10 protein-coding genes are annotated in these 16,909 nt (G+C 42.8%); 4 read left to right on the top strand and 6 right to left on the bottom strand.

Features of this window, described 5'->3' with window-relative positions; all coding sequences use genetic code 11:
• Positions 1-645: 645 nt before the first annotated feature.
• From glyA to I3252_RS06230, 3 genes are all read right to left on the bottom strand, one after another.
• Positions 646-1,902, bottom strand: coding sequence for a serine hydroxymethyltransferase (gene glyA / locus I3252_RS06240; protein WP_055123466.1), 1,257 nt, complete (start codon positions 1,900-1,902; stop codon positions 646-648).
• A 458-nt stretch (positions 1,903-2,360) separates the two neighbouring features.
• Positions 2,361-2,864 (bottom strand): chorismate lyase, encoded by a 504-nt coding sequence (locus tag I3252_RS06235; RefSeq protein WP_201552718.1) that lies wholly within the window; start codon positions 2,862-2,864, stop codon positions 2,361-2,363.
• A 65-nt stretch (positions 2,865-2,929) separates the two neighbouring features.
• Positions 2,930-4,315 (bottom strand): GNAT family N-acetyltransferase, encoded by a 1,386-nt coding sequence (locus tag I3252_RS06230; RefSeq protein ID WP_238034567.1) that lies wholly within the window; start codon positions 4,313-4,315, stop codon positions 2,930-2,932.
• 734 nt (positions 4,316-5,049) lie between these two features.
• On the opposite strand from I3252_RS06230, the gene I3252_RS06225 reads away from it, so the two are divergent.
• A complete protein-coding gene (locus tag I3252_RS06225) occupies positions 5,050-7,269 on the top strand; it encodes an NADP-dependent isocitrate dehydrogenase (protein WP_238034566.1) in 2,220 nt (739 codons plus the stop codon).
• 325 nt (positions 7,270-7,594) lie between these two features.
• On the opposite strand, the gene icd is transcribed toward I3252_RS06225, so the two are convergent.
• Entirely contained in the window at positions 7,595-8,854 is a 1,260-nt protein-coding gene (icd, locus tag I3252_RS06220) for an NADP-dependent isocitrate dehydrogenase (RefSeq protein WP_238034565.1), read from the bottom strand.
• Between the two features lie 461 nt (positions 8,855-9,315).
• On the opposite strand from icd, the gene I3252_RS06215 reads away from it, so the two are divergent.
• Positions 9,316-9,942, top strand: coding sequence for a pseudouridine synthase (locus I3252_RS06215; protein ID WP_238034564.1), 627 nt, complete (start codon positions 9,316-9,318; stop codon positions 9,940-9,942).
• A gap of 265 nt (positions 9,943-10,207) precedes the next feature.
• Complete coding sequence (locus I3252_RS06210; RefSeq protein ID WP_238034563.1) at positions 10,208-11,029, top strand: DUF305 domain-containing protein; 822 nt, start codon at positions 10,208-10,210, stop codon at positions 11,027-11,029.
• Between the two features lie 179 nt (positions 11,030-11,208).
• Here I3252_RS06210 and I3252_RS06205 read toward each other — a convergent pair whose 3' ends face one another.
• On the bottom strand, positions 11,209-13,221 hold the full coding sequence (locus tag I3252_RS06205; protein WP_238034562.1) for a M61 family peptidase: 2,013 nt from the start codon (positions 13,219-13,221) through the stop codon (positions 11,209-11,211).
• A gap of 333 nt (positions 13,222-13,554) precedes the next feature.
• On the opposite strand from I3252_RS06205, the gene I3252_RS06200 reads away from it, so the two are divergent.
• The gene (locus I3252_RS06200; RefSeq protein ID WP_045443514.1) at positions 13,555-14,040 is read left to right on the top strand and encodes a peptidylprolyl isomerase; all 486 of its coding nucleotides are present in this window, start codon (positions 13,555-13,557) and stop codon (positions 14,038-14,040) included.
• Positions 14,041-14,595: 555 nt separating this feature from the next.
• Here I3252_RS06200 and I3252_RS06195 read toward each other — a convergent pair.
• Positions 14,596-16,806: a carboxy terminal-processing peptidase gene (locus tag I3252_RS06195; RefSeq protein WP_238034561.1), complete on the bottom strand. Its 2,211-nt coding sequence runs from the start codon at positions 16,804-16,806 to the stop codon at positions 14,596-14,598.
• Positions 16,807-16,909 lie beyond the last annotated feature (103 nt).

The raw sequence follows: 16,909 nt of genomic DNA, 5'->3' as shown, positions 1-16,909 counted from the left end.
AATTGTTTTATGATGTTTGTCCTAAACATAACAATTTTATTTTGAACTGACTATAGATTACAAGTATCTCAAGCCGCTTATGATGGATTCATAAAGTTAAATTTTTCTAAAAGCTCACCTAAGCCACATCAGGCTGTATGGAAAAATCTAGAAGCTGTCTTAAAAAACTTAGACTTAAATGATAGTTTATTGCATCATAATAATTTACTGAAAGATATATTGAGTCAAGAACAAAGAAGCTGGGATTCACCTAACAAAATTCGAAATGATTGGAACTATAAACATGCAAGTTACTACAGTGACAATGGAGACGCACTAGGAAATCAGTTTTTGAAGCTCTTAAAAGACTCTAAGTCAGCTTTTAGTTGGGGAGGAAACAGAAGGTTACATCCTCATCCAGAAAATAATGTCGCTAGCGTTGCATATCTATACCACGTACTCCTTGAAGCTCATGGTCGTATTAACTATAGATTAGGTTTATAGTTAATTTCTATTTTGCTTTCGGCTCACTTACCCTAAACTGGCAGATACAATCGGATAGCAGCGATAGCTAAAAAGTCAAAACCAGCTGACCACAAAAAAACCGCCTAGCAAACGCTAAGCGGTTTTTATTTTAACCAACGTTTAAAACTGCTCAAACAAAAACTACTGATTTTTTTCGTAAACTGGTAACTCTTTGCAGATCGCTTCTACTTTACCGCGTACTTCAGTAGCGACGGCTTCATCACCGCGACTATCTAGTACATCACAAATCCAACCTGCCAAATCACCTGCTTGCGCTTCGTTGAAGCCGCGAGTAGTGATTGCTGGCGTACCGATACGGATACCAGACGTCACGAACGGAGATTTTGGATCATTTGGTACGGCGTTTTTATTCACAGTAATATGCGCATCGCCAAGCCATTTGTCCGCCTCTTTACCCGTCATTTCTTGCTTAACTAGGCTGATCAGCATGAGATGGTTTTCAGTACCGCCAGAGATGATTTCATAGCCGCGGTCTTGAACCACTTTTGCCATCGCTTTAGCATTTTTGACCACTTGCTGCTGATAAGTAGAAAAGTTATCTTCTAACGCTTCTTTAAAGCAAACCGCTTTTGCCGCGATGACATGCATCAACGGACCGCCTTGGTTACCTGGGAATACGGCAGAATTCAGCTTTTTAGCAAGTACTTCATCACGTGCCAAAATCATACCTGAACGTGGACCACGTAGGGTTTTGTGTGTAGTCGTTGTAACCACATCAGCGAACGGTACTGGGTTTGGATAAACACCACCAGCAACTAGACCAGCAACGTGCGCCATATCTACTAGCAAATAAGCACCAACTTCATCAGCGATTTCACGGAAACGTGCCCAATCGACTACCTGTGAATACGCTGAAAAACCAGCAATAATCATTTTAGGCTTATGCTCTTTTGCTAAACTTTCAACTTGGTCATAATCGATAAGACCAGTGCCTTCGACCAAGCCGTACTGTACGGCATTGTAGTTCAGACCTGAAAAGTTAATGTGTGCGCCGTGAGTCAAGTGACCACCTGCGTCTAAGCTCATGCCTAGTACGGTGTCATTTGCTTCAAGTAACGCTAAAAATACGGCAGAGTTTGCTTGACTACCAGAATGTGGCTGGACGTTGACGTACTCAGCACCGAACAACTCTTTTGCACGATCAATCGCCAATTGCTCTACAACGTCTACATGCTCACAACCACCATAATAACGCTTGCCAGGATAGCCTTCAGCGTATTTGTTGGTTAGATCTGTGCCTTGCGCTTCCATCACTGCTTGCGAGCAGTAGTTTTCAGACGCAATCAATTCGATATGGTTTTCTTGACGAACGCTTTCTGCAGCCATCGCTTCAGCAAGTACTGGATCAAAATCTTTGATAGAAATATCTTTAAACATAGTGATGTCCTAGGTAGTGACTGTCATTGAAAAATGTCGTTGAAAAGAAGCTTATAGGCTGCCCACAATAAAACGATTACTGTGTCAACGTCGCTCAAAGTACCAGCGGTACTTTTACGCTCAGTTTTATGGTATGACCATTATTGTGAATTGAGTCTATTAGCAAAGATAAGTAGGAGTAAGCAGAGGCAATAGGCCTGTCATTAACTTGTCCAATTCGGCAATAAACTCGATACGCGTTGGCATCAAAATCATCGCTAAACATTAAGTGTAACATGAAAATTTGTGCGGTGAGCGCAAAAAAATCTCACTGTAAGCTGAGTGAATTAAATGGTGATATAACGCAGATAAATAGCCAATAAAATAAATGGTTTACCGCTATCATATTGCTCCTAGCCTGTTGTTGGTCAGCAGATTATTAGCGATATTTATATATTGGCTGGCTACTTAACGGATATTTAACTGTCAGTAGTGACAAATGCTGGCAAGAAAGTTTCGCTGATCAGCAGCTGGCGACCATACCAATCGTAACGTGTTTGCCGTTGCCAGCCCTCACTTGTCTGCTGGATAAAACGCTGATTGGGCAAAGTCCGACTGCGTTTAAATAACACATAACCGATAGGTGTGCCTTTTAGCTGCTGTAGACGGCGGGCGTTACCTTTGAGACTGGGTAACGGAAAGATACTTTGCGCGGCCACCCACGGGCGTGCGTCATTGCCATATAGTTGCGCTTCACGCACCCATGCTAGCATGGGACGATTCAGCATGGCACCTGTGACATTCAATTGTTTTTTTTGTGCCAATGACAGCAATCGGTAGCCCTCAAAGCTACGCTCCACGCGTAAGGGCTGCCCTGCTTTCACTTCCAACACCGCCGTGAGAGAGCCTGCGACATTGAGCCACGAGAGTAGCTCACTAGGAGGAGACAAATGGGTAAGACAAATAAAAGGAGTACTGGACATAGTTAACGGCTAATAGTGACATAATAATAAAAAAGAAAGCGAGCGTTAGGCGTATTAAGCAAAGCCTAGTGATTGGTATCAAAGGCTGGCATATTATCCGCATTAAAGGGCAATGCCTCAAACGCTTGCTGACGATACTGCGCCATATGCGCACGGTCTTGGGCGCAAAAATTGGCGATAGCTGGCACAAAACGTGGGTCATAAATACGGTGGATAGAGTGTGTCGTCGTTGGAATAAAACCACGAACCAGCTTATGCTCCCCTTGCGTACCCGGATCAAAATACTTAAGCCCTTGCTCGACGGCAAACTCAATACCTTGATAATAACACAGCTCAAAGTGTAAGCTGTCGTACTCACCCAGTGCCCCCCAATAGCGACCATAAAGAGTGGCATTTTCGCTATGGCGATCATCGTATAAAAACAAGCTACTGGCGATAATTTCTCCAGAGGCATCTAACGCTTGTGCGAGCATTAAGTGCTCAGATATAGTCGCTGCCAGTGCCATAAAAAAATCTATCGTCAAATAAGGCTGTTGTCCACGTACTGCATAGGTCATCACATAACAATGATAAAAGGCTTTCCAGTCCTCATCGGTAATCGCATCACCGCATTTACGTTGGCAGATGATGCCTTGCTCGGCGACCTTACGACGCTCAGCACGGATGGTTTTGCGCTTTTTGGCTTTTAGCGTCGCTAAGAATGCTTCAAAATTAGCAAATGGTTGGCAGTCTTGTAGCAAGTCTTTATTTTGCCATAAGAACTGACAGCCTTGACGTTCCAGTATAGGTATGTCAATTGCGGTTAACTCTAAACCATTATCTTGAGCGGCTAGCAAATGCGCTATATCAATATCAGTAGGCATAGATGCCGTCGCAATCTTTGCCAGCTCAGGCGTAATGAATAATCCATGCCAGCTTGAGGCACCTACTTGCTGAGCAATATCATCGACGCCTGCGATAGCTGCTTTTATAATATCGGTGTTTAACGTCTCACCTTTTGCCAACCAAAGCCGCTGACCCGTAATCGGTGTATAGGGCACGCTGGTGACCAGCCTTGGATAATAATCCACCCCATAACGCGCGTAGGCTTCTGCCCATGAATGGTCAAACACAAACTCGCCACGATGATGACCTTTTAGGAATACTGGCAACACCGCCACAGGATGCGTGACTGTTTGCGCAGCTTCGTTGATCGCAGCTTCGTTGATCGCAGAATGGTTTTCGCTATGGTTTTCACTATGATCAGCGTGGTCTATCGAGCTGCCGCTTTGACTATCTGCGACACGATGTACCAACACAAATATCGGCAACCAGCCTGCCTGCTCACCAATCGCGCCAGTGTCAGCTAGCGCCTGCCAAAAAGCAAACGACATAAAAGGGGTATCGGGGGTTTGCCAGTCTGCTTGACTCTGCCAGCTGGTGTCATTGAGTAATGCATATTGTAAACTCATAATACTCACTATTTATTTTTATATGGGCGTAGTTTTTTATACCTTGTTTCGTATATGACTAGCCTAGCAAAATTCTACTCAAACTCTGTCACAATTATGCTCTCATCATTTTCAGATATTATGAATAAAATAGGTAACAATGCACTCTCGATAATAAAAGCTACCCCAGTAAAGTCACCTCTAAAAACATAGATAATTTGGTTTGTCAGCTCATGTCTGACAGAAGAGTAAGAATCACTTAGTCACGACTCATATCTATGATATGACTGGCAGTTTTTTGAATAATGATTGTATTATTCATCGTTTTATGACGAATATTAGCAGGCAGTGTTTGTATAGAAAGGATGAAATTTTTATCGATGACTGGTAGAATAAGGCTCTTAACAGCTTAATGTAATTAAGACATATTAGAAACAACCGAAAACACTACACTTAGTTCATTATGCGATATTGACATCGTATCAGATTTATAATCAGTTAACTATGATGTAGCGTCCGCACTCTATTTTTAAGTCATTCATATGAGCAGGTCGTTCAGACAAGACAGTCAAACTGCCGCTTAACGAAGAAAAATTCTAAGCAGACTCGATGGTCTCCAAGAAACTGGCTACAAAAAACTCGCGACACATTATTTAGTATCGTTGCATGATCCATTATTACATCAGAGCTGCATGGAATTATTAACTTATATTTGAGCCTTATTATTAATTACAACTAAAAGGAATGCCCAACTAATGTCTAAAATTATTTATACAAAAACTGACGAAGCACCAGCGCTAGCAACCTTATCATTTTTGCCAATTGTAAAAGCCTTTACTCAAACAGCAGGCATCGAAGTTGAAACCAGCGATATCTCTGTTGCTGCCCGTGTGTTGGCTGAGTTTCCAGAGTACTTAACGGAAGAGCAGCGCGTTCCTGATAATCTGGCTGAGCTGGGTCGTCTGACTCAAGATCCAGACACCAATATCATTAAACTGCCTAATATCAGTGCTTCTGTTCAGCAGCTAAAAGCTTGTATCAAAGAATTGCAAAGCAAAGGCTACGCTATCCCTGATTTTCCAGATGATCCTAAGACAGAAGAAGAAGAAGAGATCCGTAAGCGTTATGGCAAAAGCTTGGGCAGTTCTGTCAACCCAGTATTGCGTGAAGGCAACTCAGATCGCCGTGCACCAAAAGCGGTTAAAAACTATGCACGCAAGCATCCACACTCTATGGGTGAATGGAAGCAATGGTCACAGACCCACGTGTCGCACATGCACAGTGGCGATTTTTATGCTGGTGAGCAATCTATCACTTTGGATAAAGCACGTACTGTACGTATGGAGCGCGTGGCTGAAGATGGCACTATTCATGTCTTCAAAACAGGCATTGCCTTGCTGGATAAAGAAGTCATCGACTTGATGTTTATGAGCAAAAAATCATTACTTGAGTTTTATGAGCGTGAAATGGAAGATTGCCGCGAAGCTGGTATCTTGTTTTCACTGCACGTAAAAGCCACGATGATGAAAGTATCGCATCCTATCGTGTTTGGTCATGCGGTCAAAACTTATTATAAAGATGCCTTTAATAAGCATGGCGCTTTCTTTGACGAGCTAGGTATCAACGTCAACAACGGCATGGCAAGTTTGTATGAAAAAATCGCTGAGCTACCTGCCAGTAAGCGTGAAGAAATCGAACGCGATTTACATGCTTGCCAAGTGCATCGTCCACGCCTAGCGATGGTTGATTCATCAAAAGGTATCACCAACTTCCATTCACCAAGTGATGTAATTGTTGATGCGTCTATGCCAGCGATGATTCGTTCAGGCGGTAAAATGTGGGGCGCTGATGGCAAAATGTATGACTGTAAAGCGGTCATGCCTGAATCTACCTTTGCTCGCATCTATCAAGAAATGATTAACTTCTGTAAATGGCATGGCAATTTTGATCCAACAACGATGGGTACGGTTCCTAACGTTGGTTTGATGGCGCAAAAAGCCGAAGAGTATGGCTCTCATGACAAGACTTTTGAGGCGAGTGGTTCAGGATTGGCTCGTATTGTCGATGAAGATACTGATGAGGTATTGCTTGAGCAGCAGGTTGAAAACGGTGACATTTGGCGCATGTGTCAGGTTAAAGATGAGCCTATCCAAGATTGGGTGAAACTTGCGGTACGCCGTGCCCGTGAATCAGATACACCAGTTATCTTTTGGCTAGACCCTTACCGTCCACACGAAAACGAGCTGATCAAAAAAGTTCAAACTTACTTAAAAGATCATGATACGACAGGCCTGCATATTGAAATCATGTCACAGGTTCGTGCGATGCGTTATACGCTAGAGCGCGTTGCCCGTGGTCTGGATACTATCTCTGCGACTGGTAATATTTTACGTGATTACTTGACTGACTTGTTCCCAATCCTAGAGCTTGGCACAAGTGCAAAAATGCTGTCAGTCGTACCACTCATGAAAGGCGGCGGTTTGTTTGAAACAGGCGCTGGTGGTTCTGCACCTAAGCACGTTCAACAGTTGTTAGAGGAAAACCATTTACGTTGGGATTCATTGGGTGAATTCTTAGCCTTGACCGTGTCTTTGGAGCATTTGGCCAGTCACGATAACAATGCTAAAGCGCAAATCTTGGCGGATACGCTAGATACGGCGACAGAAAAGCTGTTGTTAAACAACAAAGGTCCTTCACGTAAAACAGGTGAAATCGATAACCGTGGTAGTCATTTCTATCTGGCGATGTACTGGGCACAAGAGCTTGCGGCACAAGATAAAGATGCTGATCTAAAAGCACAGTTCGCACCGCTGGCAGAAAAACTTGAGAGCAACGAAGCTGCTATCGTCAAAGAGCTGAATGAAGCTCAAGGCAAGCCTGTAGACTTGAAAGGTTACTACTTGGCAGACGAAGCATTGGCTGAACAAGCGATGCGTCCAAGCACGCTATTCAATGCAGCAATCGCCTCATTGTAATTGAGTCATGTGCTAATACAGCAAATAATTGGGCTTAATTTTCTTTATTTATAAAGACTTTTGAACCCAGTTAGGTAAAATAAAAACACTGCTTAGGTCTCAGACTTAAGCGGTGTTTTTTATGCTTGAACATAAGACAGTACGTTTAAAACGTTACTTTTAAAATATCACTTATAAACAGCAAAAAACTGCCAATAAAAAAGCCATCTACATAGCTGTAGATAGCTTTTTGACATTGATATGTTCAGCGATACTTTTGTGAATATCGATATTTTTATTGATACTATAAAATTCTGATAACTGCTGACTCAGCTCTATATACTTTTTAAACATCCATGTGCTTGATAACCGCTTTACCAAACTCAGAAGTACTGAGCAAGATAGCATCTGGCATGAGGCGCTCAAAGTCATAAGTGACTGTTTTGTTAGCGATAGCACCTTGGATACCACTGATAATGAGATCAGCGGCTTCTGTCCAGCCCATGTCTCGTAACATCATCTCAGCTGATAAAATCAATGAGCCAGGATTTACTTTATTCTGACCCGCATATTTAGGTGCTGTGCCATGAGTTGCCTCATAAACCGCAATTGCGCCACCTTTGTTAGCGCCCGGTGCGATACCAATACCGCCCACCTCGGCTGCTAGGGCATCTGAGATATAATCACCGTTTAAGTTTAGCGTCGCAACGACTGAATAATCCGCAGGACGCATCAAGATTTGCTGCAAAAAGGCATCAGCAATAACATCCTTGATAATAATATCATTGCCTGTTTTTGGATTTTTCATTGTCATCCAAGGACCACCATCTAATAATTCTGCATCAAAGCGTTCTGCTGCCAGCTCATAGCCCCATTCCTTAAATGCGCCTTCGGTATACTTCATAATATTGCCTTTGTGCACTAAAGTCACACTGGGCAAATCATTATCGATAGCATGTTGAATGGCTTTACGCACCAGACGCTGCGAGCCTTCTTTCGATACTGGCTTGATGCCGATACCGCAATCATCATCGAAGCGGATCTTCGTAACGCCCATCTCTTCTTTTAAGAATTTAATGATTTTCTTAGCATCCTCACTTCCCGCTTGCCATTCGATACCTGCATAGATATCTTCTGAGTTTTCACGGAAAATGACCATATCTGTCAGCTCAGGATGCTGAACAGGACTTGGTACACCTTCAAACCAACGAACTGGGCGCTGACAGACATAGAGGTCAAGCTCTTGACGTACCGCCACATTCAATGAGCGAAAGCCACCGCCAACTGGCGTGGTCAATGGGCCTTTGATACTGATAACATAGTCTTTTAAAATCTCTAGCGTCTCGCTTGGCAGATAGTCACCATCGTATATTTTAGCGGCTTTTTCGCCAAGATAAGCCTCCATCCAAATGATGGACTGTTTGCCATGATAAGCTTTCTCCACGGCCGCATTGACCACTTTTATCATGACCGGCGTGATATCGATCCCGATACCATCGCCTTCAACGAACGGGATAATAGGATGATTGGGTACATTTAGCGACAGATCAGCATTTACGGTAATTTTTTCGCCGTCTCTTGGGACGATAACTTTCTCATAAGACATGGATAAAACTCCTTGGTTGTATGTTAGATATCGCAAGCATCCTTAGCACTCTGTTATGCTAGCCACTCTATTAGGATTATTTATACCGCTTTAAACGCGGATTGGCCAAACTAAAAACTTTTAGCAATAGGTAAGTTGCGATATGCTGATAAATGATTTAAAAAATGAATAAGTAAAATAGTGATGCACTGAATAATCATTTATTGACTTAACGATTTATTGACTTAACGATACTGTAAAATTCCCTTTAGTAAAATAGCATCCACACAGACTGTTATAATAACGCGCAAAATAACAAAGATACTTTATATAAAATCAACAAATTTGCAGCTTATAGCGTTGATTTAAAAAAATAACGTTTTATTAGGGTGTGTCCTCGTTTTAAAAATCGTAAATTGAGGACACGCCCTAACCTCAAAATACGCACAAAATAATGATTCAAATCTAGGAAATCCCAAACCATGTCGACCTCTAGTCTGATTTTATTCAACAAACCTTATGGGGTGCAAAGTCAGTTTCGTGATGACAGCAACAATGATCACACCACCCTATCACAGTATTTTACCGATAAGTCTTTACGGATTGCTGGTAGGCTTGATGCCACCTCAGAGGGTTTGCTGATTTTAACGAGTGATGGTCGAGTCAATAAAGCCATTACCCAGCCACCTTCTGCTGCTAATTTTGCAAAAAACCGTCATAAGCAAGGCAAAACTTACTTGGTGCAAGTTGAAGGCACAGCAACGCCAGCGCAGTTGAATGAGCTTGCCTCTGGCGTACATTTAAAAGATGGCAAGACACTACCGGCGACGGCTCTCATGGTAGAAGAGACAAACTTACCCATTGATTTATGGCAACGTGAGCCGCCTATTCGTGAGCGTAAGAATGTACCGACTTCATGGCTCATGCTGACGATTTATGAAGGTAAGAATCGCCAAGTCAGACGTATGACAGCGCAGGTTGGACTGCCTTGTCTGCGTTTGATACGCTGGTCAGTAGCAGGGTTCGAATTGGGTGATTTAGCAGTTGGTGAGTTTGTGCGCATTCATCTCACTAGCGAACGCTGTCAGCAATTAGGCATTCTTAATTAATTGTTACTATCAATCTACTGGTATCTCATTGCTGATTGCTCGTGACTGGCATCTGCTTATTAGGGCATATCCTTATTTCTATCAGCTTTTTTAAATAAGAATACGTCTTAGTCATTGGCTTTGATATCCATTAAAACCAATTACGACTTGCTAAACATCGCGTCTCGAACGAGCAAGGTTTATCTGCTAAGCTTCAGAACACCATTATTTAGGTATCATAAGTCTCATCTACTTATCATTTGATTTTTTATTATAGGGATATGTTATGTTTGCTTCTCGTCGTTGGATCTTGTTGGCTACTAGCGTTTCTACAGCGCTTATACTGAGCGCCTGTCAGCCGACAAAAGACAACGATGACACAGATCCTACTGCAGCGACCCCACCTGTGACTGATATCGTCGATGCTTCAAATGACGTTGACGCTGATAACGACCTAGCAGCTGGCGAAAACAGCGCGGATGAGAGCCAAATGACCGATATACTCAGAGACTATACAAGGTCGATGACTAGAATGCATGATGAGATGATGATCGGTATGGGTTATAACGATCCTGATACAGCCTTTGCTAAAGCGATGCTTGGCCACCACCGCGGTGCCGTAGAAATGGCAAAAATTCAGCTGAAATATGGTACTGACGAAGAGATGCGTCAATTGGCACAAGAGATTATCACCGCTCAGCAACTTGAAATAGATATTTTGAATAAATGGCTTGCTAGTCACCCTGATACAGCCAAACCTAAACCCAACACTGAAGCGATGCAGCAAGCGTATGCCAGAAGCATGGATGTCTTAAATGGCGAGATGGTATTGGGTATCGCCGATCCTGTGCCTGACATGGCATTTGCACGTGGTATGCTGCCGCATCACATTGGCGCGGTAGCGATGGCAAACATTCAGCTGAAATATGGCACTGACGAAGAGATGCGTCAATTGGCACAAGATATCATCGATGGTCAGCAGACTGAGATTGAGCATATGCAACAATGGATTGCAGATGCTAATGCTAGTACCGATAAAAATACTAAAGAGATACAGGGCACAAGTGAAGCGGATAATCATCAGCAATCTGAGCAAGCTCCTTCTTAGGTGCTGAATTACTAAACGCTGACTTAGCTGTTAATTTTTAATAAAACTTAAAAGACTGCCAGTCATTACACAAAGCCCCTGCCAAATAATATTATTTGGCAGGGGCTTTTACTTTTAACCAATTATTGAACAGAATAGTGAGAAAAAGTACATTCACATTAATATATTTAGCAATGTATTTAACTTTGATAACGCTCTATAGCGTTAAGCCATGCTTGCCAGCCTGCATCGACTGGAGAAGAGTGATCACTGACTCCTGCCGATTGATTTGCTTTTGCCAAGTGCAAGCTCACTTTATGCGGAGATGCTTTGTCAATGACTTCATTAGCCGCTTTAGGCAGCACATTGACACGCATCAATTCATCGCGGCGAAAAAGATGACACTCAATATCGCGCTCTACATTACTCAGCAACGCCAATTGTTTACTGTCAGCTTTGATACCGTCAAGCGCCACAATGACATCGTTCGCTGAAATACCCGCTCTAGCAGCGACACTAGCACGTGTCAAGCGATTGACTTTGAGTCCAGCAGGTGTTTCAGTACAGCGCATGCCCCAAGGCACATGCTTGTCAGCCGTCTCTTTGCTATTGCTATGCATGCTAATACCGTTTGCCGCCAGCAGCGCTTCAATTGGCAACTCTTCGACACCATTGACATAACGATACTCAAAGTCTTCCCAATCCTCTATGGGCATGAACTGCCCAATGACTGTACCCATATCAGCACTACTGATGCCAATGCGTTTATTGTCGTTTTGCTTTGCTTGAGTATAAAAAGCCTTGACCACATCAAACAGACGATAGCGACCATTGCTCTTTTGGAGCAGTGTCAAATCCAAGCATAACGCCACCAATGCACCTTTGTTGTAATAACTGATACCAGCATTGCCTGTATTTTCATCGTTACGGTATAGCTTAATCCACGCATCAAAGCTCGACTCTGCAATGCTTTGATACGCGCGACCCGCGGTTTGATAGTAACGATTAATTTGCTCAGCCAGTAGCTTGAGATAGCTTGGCTTATCAATCACGCCCGACGCTTGTAACATAAAGTCATCGATATACGAAGTAAAGCCCTCAAATACCCATAGCAGTGGTGTAAATGCCTCGCGGCGCAAATCGACATCCAACATAACATCTGGGCGTACCGTTTTGACCCACCACGAATGAAAATACTCATGGCTGCATAAGCCCAAAAATCGCTGATAATCGGTGCTTGGTATTTTTGGCTCATCAAGAGTTGGTAAGTCTCGGCGCGGCGTAATGAGACTGGTCGAATTGATATGCTCAAGTCCACCATAATCCTGACCACTGGCAAAGGTCATAAACGTATAATCATTAAATGGCGCATCACCCAACCAATCTAAATAGCACTGACAGATCTGAGTGATATCCTGCTGTAGCCTGCCCATATTGGCGCTATGCTTACCTGAGAGATAGAAACGATGATGTAGCGTCTGATGCGTACTGTCTTGAATAATAAAGTCAAACTTATCTTGTTCTGCAATCTCAAACGGGTAATCAATAAGGTCGTGATAACTGCCTGCTTGTAGTCCATAGCTATGCTGCCCATCAAGGCGTAGATGAGTAGACTCTAACCCACATGCCAATAGCAGCCGACTCTCGTCTTTACCTGCTAAAAATGCTGCTGGCACTGCTAAGCTAGCTTGTACAGCTCGATGCTCCTGCCCTTCTACAGCCAATGCCAATGAGGTGAAATTCCCATACAAACGTTGCTGATCGACATAGGCAGTACGTACCGATAAATCATAGCAATAAACTTCATAGTGGACACTGATGGCTTGCCCTGCTGTAGCTTTTGGTAATTGCCACGTGTTTTTATCTATTTTGTGCGCGCGATAAACCTTAGGATGATTATCATCATCCATGATTTGGCTGTCTAACGCTTTACTATCTAGCACCTGGCTGTCTAACACCTTATAATGCACCGCGGTAATGTTGCGCGCAAACTCACGCATCAGATAACTACCCGGTATCCATGCTGGTAACCAAAGCTGAGGAGAATTGGCCGTTGCTGTAAAGCTCAGCGACACATCTACTAGATGCTCAAAGAAACGATCAAAATTGAACCGATAATTGATATCAGCCATTACGTTGATATTGTTAACATCATTATTGTTGGGCTTGCCATCTATGAATTGGTTATTCGCAGTATTGGTAACGGAAGTCATTATTTTTTTATCCTTATTTATATCATTATGGTAAAAGCCATTGTCCAAAAACGCAACTGGCAAACCCCGAATATCCATTTACGGTCTTCAAACCACAAAAAACTGTGTTTATTTTCATAAAAAACGACATTTATCAGTATAAAATAGCATTTTTTATTGTTTTTACCTTGAAAGTTATATGAGCCATCTCAATTAAAGATGCTAACTGCTAAAGTTACTTTAATAAACTGATGATAATTGACTAATGACGTGGCTATTTGGCTTGCTGATTGGATTTTTTAGGTTTATTGCAACCGTATTTAATTTTTTACATAGATATATTTAGGATAACTTATGACTATTATTGCAAAAGACACTGCCGTCAAATTCAATTACACATTAAAAGACGACGAAGGCAACATTCTTGACCAATCACCAGAAGGTCAACCACTTGCGTATTTGCATGGCCACAGCAACATCATTCCAGGCCTTGAGCAACAGCTAGAAGGTAAATCTGCTGGCGAACAAGTCAATGCTGTTGTTGAACCTGCTGATGGCTACGGCGAATATCAAGAGCAAGCGGTACAACATGTACCACGTGATAACTTCCAAGGCGTTGAAGATATCCAGCCGGGTATGCAGTTTCAGTCAGAAGCTGGCGGACAAGTAATGCTAGTTACCGTTACTGAAGTAAATGACAAAGAAGTGACCGTTGATGCAAACCATCCATTGGCTGGTAAGCGTTTGACGTTTGATGTTGAAATCCAAGAAGTACGTGCAGCAACTGAAGACGAGCTAAACCATGGTCATGTCCATGGCGCTGGTGGCGTTGAGCACTAATCTCTTCTAGAGTATAGTGAGATGTTAAATGGTAGTCTTTATTAAGATTGCCATTTGGTCAAAAAAGGTCAGTGGCTGATAAGGTTACTGGCCTTTTTTATGCTTATTCTATGATAAGTATATTAATATTAATATACTTATCTATAAGCTGAGCGCTATTTACGTCTACAGTGATATTAAACTTGAGCAATGTCTCTCTAAAAAATCTACCATAAAAACTACTAATGTCCAGACGTAACAAAGCCGCATAACGACAAGCGTTATGCGGCTTTTATCACTAACCATCCATGTTATCGTTATATGATACCTAATCCCGGAGTATCCTATAACTGACAGGCATCCAGCCTTATCATCCTTAATCAGCAAACCACCTATCCCTGATGCGACCTTTGAGATACCAATCCCTAGTATCAATGAACCTTTTCGTTCAATCGTGCCGTACAGTTATAATCGCAGATTGCCTCATGGTTAGTAAGAGGTATAAACGTCAATCCATGTAAGCATATGCTTACATGGATTTTAATCACAGCCTTTTTGGCTGACAATACTGACCGTTTATAGCTTCTCTTCAGGGCTTAACAATGCTTTGGGTTCAGCGCTTAGCATAATATAGGCCGCTTCATTGATGAAGGCTTCGTCTTCAGGTAGCTCTGGGCGCTCCTTGGCTTTCATGCGACTGCGCTCTTCAAATTTTGCATCCATTGCCGCTTGATAGGTGTTCCAATTTGCATAAGGGCGCTCACCCGTTGCAATAAGACGTTTATTTTCAGCCTCTAATGAACGCTTTTCAATCAATTGCATCTTAGCTCGGCGGCTATTGATATCAAGTGGAATTGGTTTTTTCTCATCTTCCATATCGCGAATGTTGTTTAGCGCTGAGAGATAAACAAACTGTGGGTTTTGCTCTTGACGAATTTTAGACTGCTGGTTAAGTGTCGCCAGCGTCGTATCAGTGAACTTACCTTCAGGCTTGTAAGGCGCCGTTTTGATGGTATCCCAAGGTAACGCTTTTTTCTGCGCACGTTCACCAAAAGTGGCATCATCGTAGATATTGACCAACTCTACGTCAGGTACCACACCTTTATTCTGCGTACTACCACCAGTGATGCGATAGAATTTGCGCTGTGTCAAAGTGGCTGAACCCAATGCCAAATTATCGAGTTGAATCTGCGCTGAACCTTTACCCGTTGTCGTACTGCCAACCACTAGCCCACGACCGTAATCTTGGATAGCTGCAGCAAATATCTCACTGGCTGAGGCAGACGCTAGGTTGGTAATAACGACCACTTTGCCATCATAAAGTTGCTCACCGCCATCATCGTCACGGTAGACCTGAATGTTGCCGCGATTGTCACGGATTTGCACCATCGGTCCGCTCTTGATAAAGAAGCCAAGCATTTTTGCTACTTCATCCAATGAACCACCTGGATTATTACGCAAATCAACCACGAGGCCATCAATATTTTCTTTATTCAATGCTTTCAATGCTTTTTCGGTATCGATACTGACGCTGCGATAATCCTCACCGTTACGGCGTGCCTGATAATTCAGATAAAAGCTTGGTATCTCAAGGACGCCGATGCGTTTTGGCGTTTTATCAATATTAGGGCGCTGTACTTCTACCACGCGCTGGGTAACCCCTGACTCTTCTTGTTGAATAATGTCACGAACCACCGTCACGTTACGGGCACTGGCATCAGGAGTATTTGGCTGACGCACTTTAATGGTCACTGATGTGCCACGTTTACCACGAATCAAGCTCACAATCTCACGCGTTGACCAGCCAACCACGTCTGTCATGTTCTCGCCATCTTTGGCAATACCGATAATCAAATCGTTGGGTTTAATCTGACCAGATTTAGCTGCTGGACCACCATCAACCAAGGTCACGATGCGAGTATAATCTGGGTTTTTACGATCAGGACGAATAGAGACGCCAATGCCTTCCAATTGTAGGCTAGATTGGATTTGCAATTCGTTGGCCTGAATCGGTGCATAATAATTACTGTGCGGATCGTAAGTCAGCATCGCCGTATTTAAGATGGTTTCCATGATTTCATCGTTTGTGAGACGCTTAAACTGCTCTTGCTGTCGCGATAAACGATTTTGTAAAATCTCGCTTGGTGTACGTTGGTCGTTGCGCACCAAATCTTGGCCACGAGTAATATCTGGATTGCTTAGGAATACTTTTTCTTTAGCTTTTTCATCTTCTTGACCCAAGGTAATACTCATCAGCTGAAACTTAAACTGACGCGTCCAATAATCACGCTGCTCTTTTTTGGTTTTAAAATGATTGAGTTTTTCACGGTCAAGCACGATCGTATCATCACTCGTCAAATCAATATCCGTTTTTAGCATCTTGCTCGCCATCGCAAAATACTCATTTGAGCGTTTGCGATAGCGTTCAAAGACCTCTACTCCTGCAGATAAGTCGCCACGCTTGAGGCGAGCACCGAATTCATCGGCGTATTTTTTCTTAAACTCATCCACATCAGACTGCAAAAACAACGTATGGTTTGGGTCAAGGCTATCGATATACATAGACAAGATTTCGCTGCCCGTTTTGCTATCTAGCGGCTGATTCAAATAGTGGCTACGATCCAGCAATGCGGCTACTTGGCGAGTGGTGACTTTTTGTTCAGGGGTTTGTACAAAGCCTTCAGTATTGGTGTCGGCCATTGCCGTCCCGTAGCTCTGGGTGAGAATAATACCGGCGATGCCCACTGACGCTGCACTGAGTAACCACTGTGCTGGTTGTTTTTTCATCATATATACCTAGTTATTTTACGTTAATAATATTATTTGTTTTATAAAAATCAAAAGTGACTGAATCAGTCGCCGCCTATAAATGCTTTATCTTTAAGTCACG

It is taken from the genome of Psychrobacter sp. Ps4, from assembly GCF_022129285.1.
GTDB lineage: Bacteria > Pseudomonadota > Gammaproteobacteria > Pseudomonadales > Moraxellaceae > Psychrobacter > Psychrobacter immobilis_A.
This window is presented reverse-complemented; position numbering and strand designations above follow the sequence as displayed.

What these genes read in the sequence shown, in the direction of transcription:
- I3252_RS06215 (WP_238034564.1), top strand. Translation starts at nt 9,316, where the DNA reads ATGTCGACCTCTAGTCTGATTTTATTCAACAAACCTTATGGGGTGCAA.
- I3252_RS06205 (WP_238034562.1), bottom strand. Translation starts at nt 13,221, where the DNA reads ATGACTTCCGTTACCAATACTGCGAATAACCAATTCATAGATGGCAAG.
- I3252_RS06225 (WP_238034566.1), top strand. Translation starts at nt 5,050, where the DNA reads ATGTCTAAAATTATTTATACAAAAACTGACGAAGCACCAGCGCTAGCA.
- I3252_RS06230 (WP_238034567.1), bottom strand. Translation starts at nt 4,315, where the DNA reads ATGAGTTTACAATATGCATTACTCAATGACACCAGCTGGCAGAGTCAA.
- I3252_RS06210 (WP_238034563.1), top strand. Translation starts at nt 10,208, where the DNA reads ATGTTTGCTTCTCGTCGTTGGATCTTGTTGGCTACTAGCGTTTCTACA.
- I3252_RS06195 (WP_238034561.1), bottom strand. Translation starts at nt 16,806, where the DNA reads ATGAAAAAACAACCAGCACAGTGGTTACTCAGTGCAGCGTCAGTGGGC.
- icd (WP_238034565.1), bottom strand. Translation starts at nt 8,854, where the DNA reads ATGTCTTATGAGAAAGTTATCGTCCCAAGAGACGGCGAAAAAATTACC.
- glyA (WP_055123466.1), bottom strand. Translation starts at nt 1,902, where the DNA reads ATGTTTAAAGATATTTCTATCAAAGATTTTGATCCAGTACTTGCTGAA.
- I3252_RS06235 (WP_201552718.1), bottom strand. Translation starts at nt 2,864, where the DNA reads ATGTCCAGTACTCCTTTTATTTGTCTTACCCATTTGTCTCCTCCTAGT.
- I3252_RS06200 (WP_045443514.1), top strand. Translation starts at nt 13,555, where the DNA reads ATGACTATTATTGCAAAAGACACTGCCGTCAAATTCAATTACACATTA.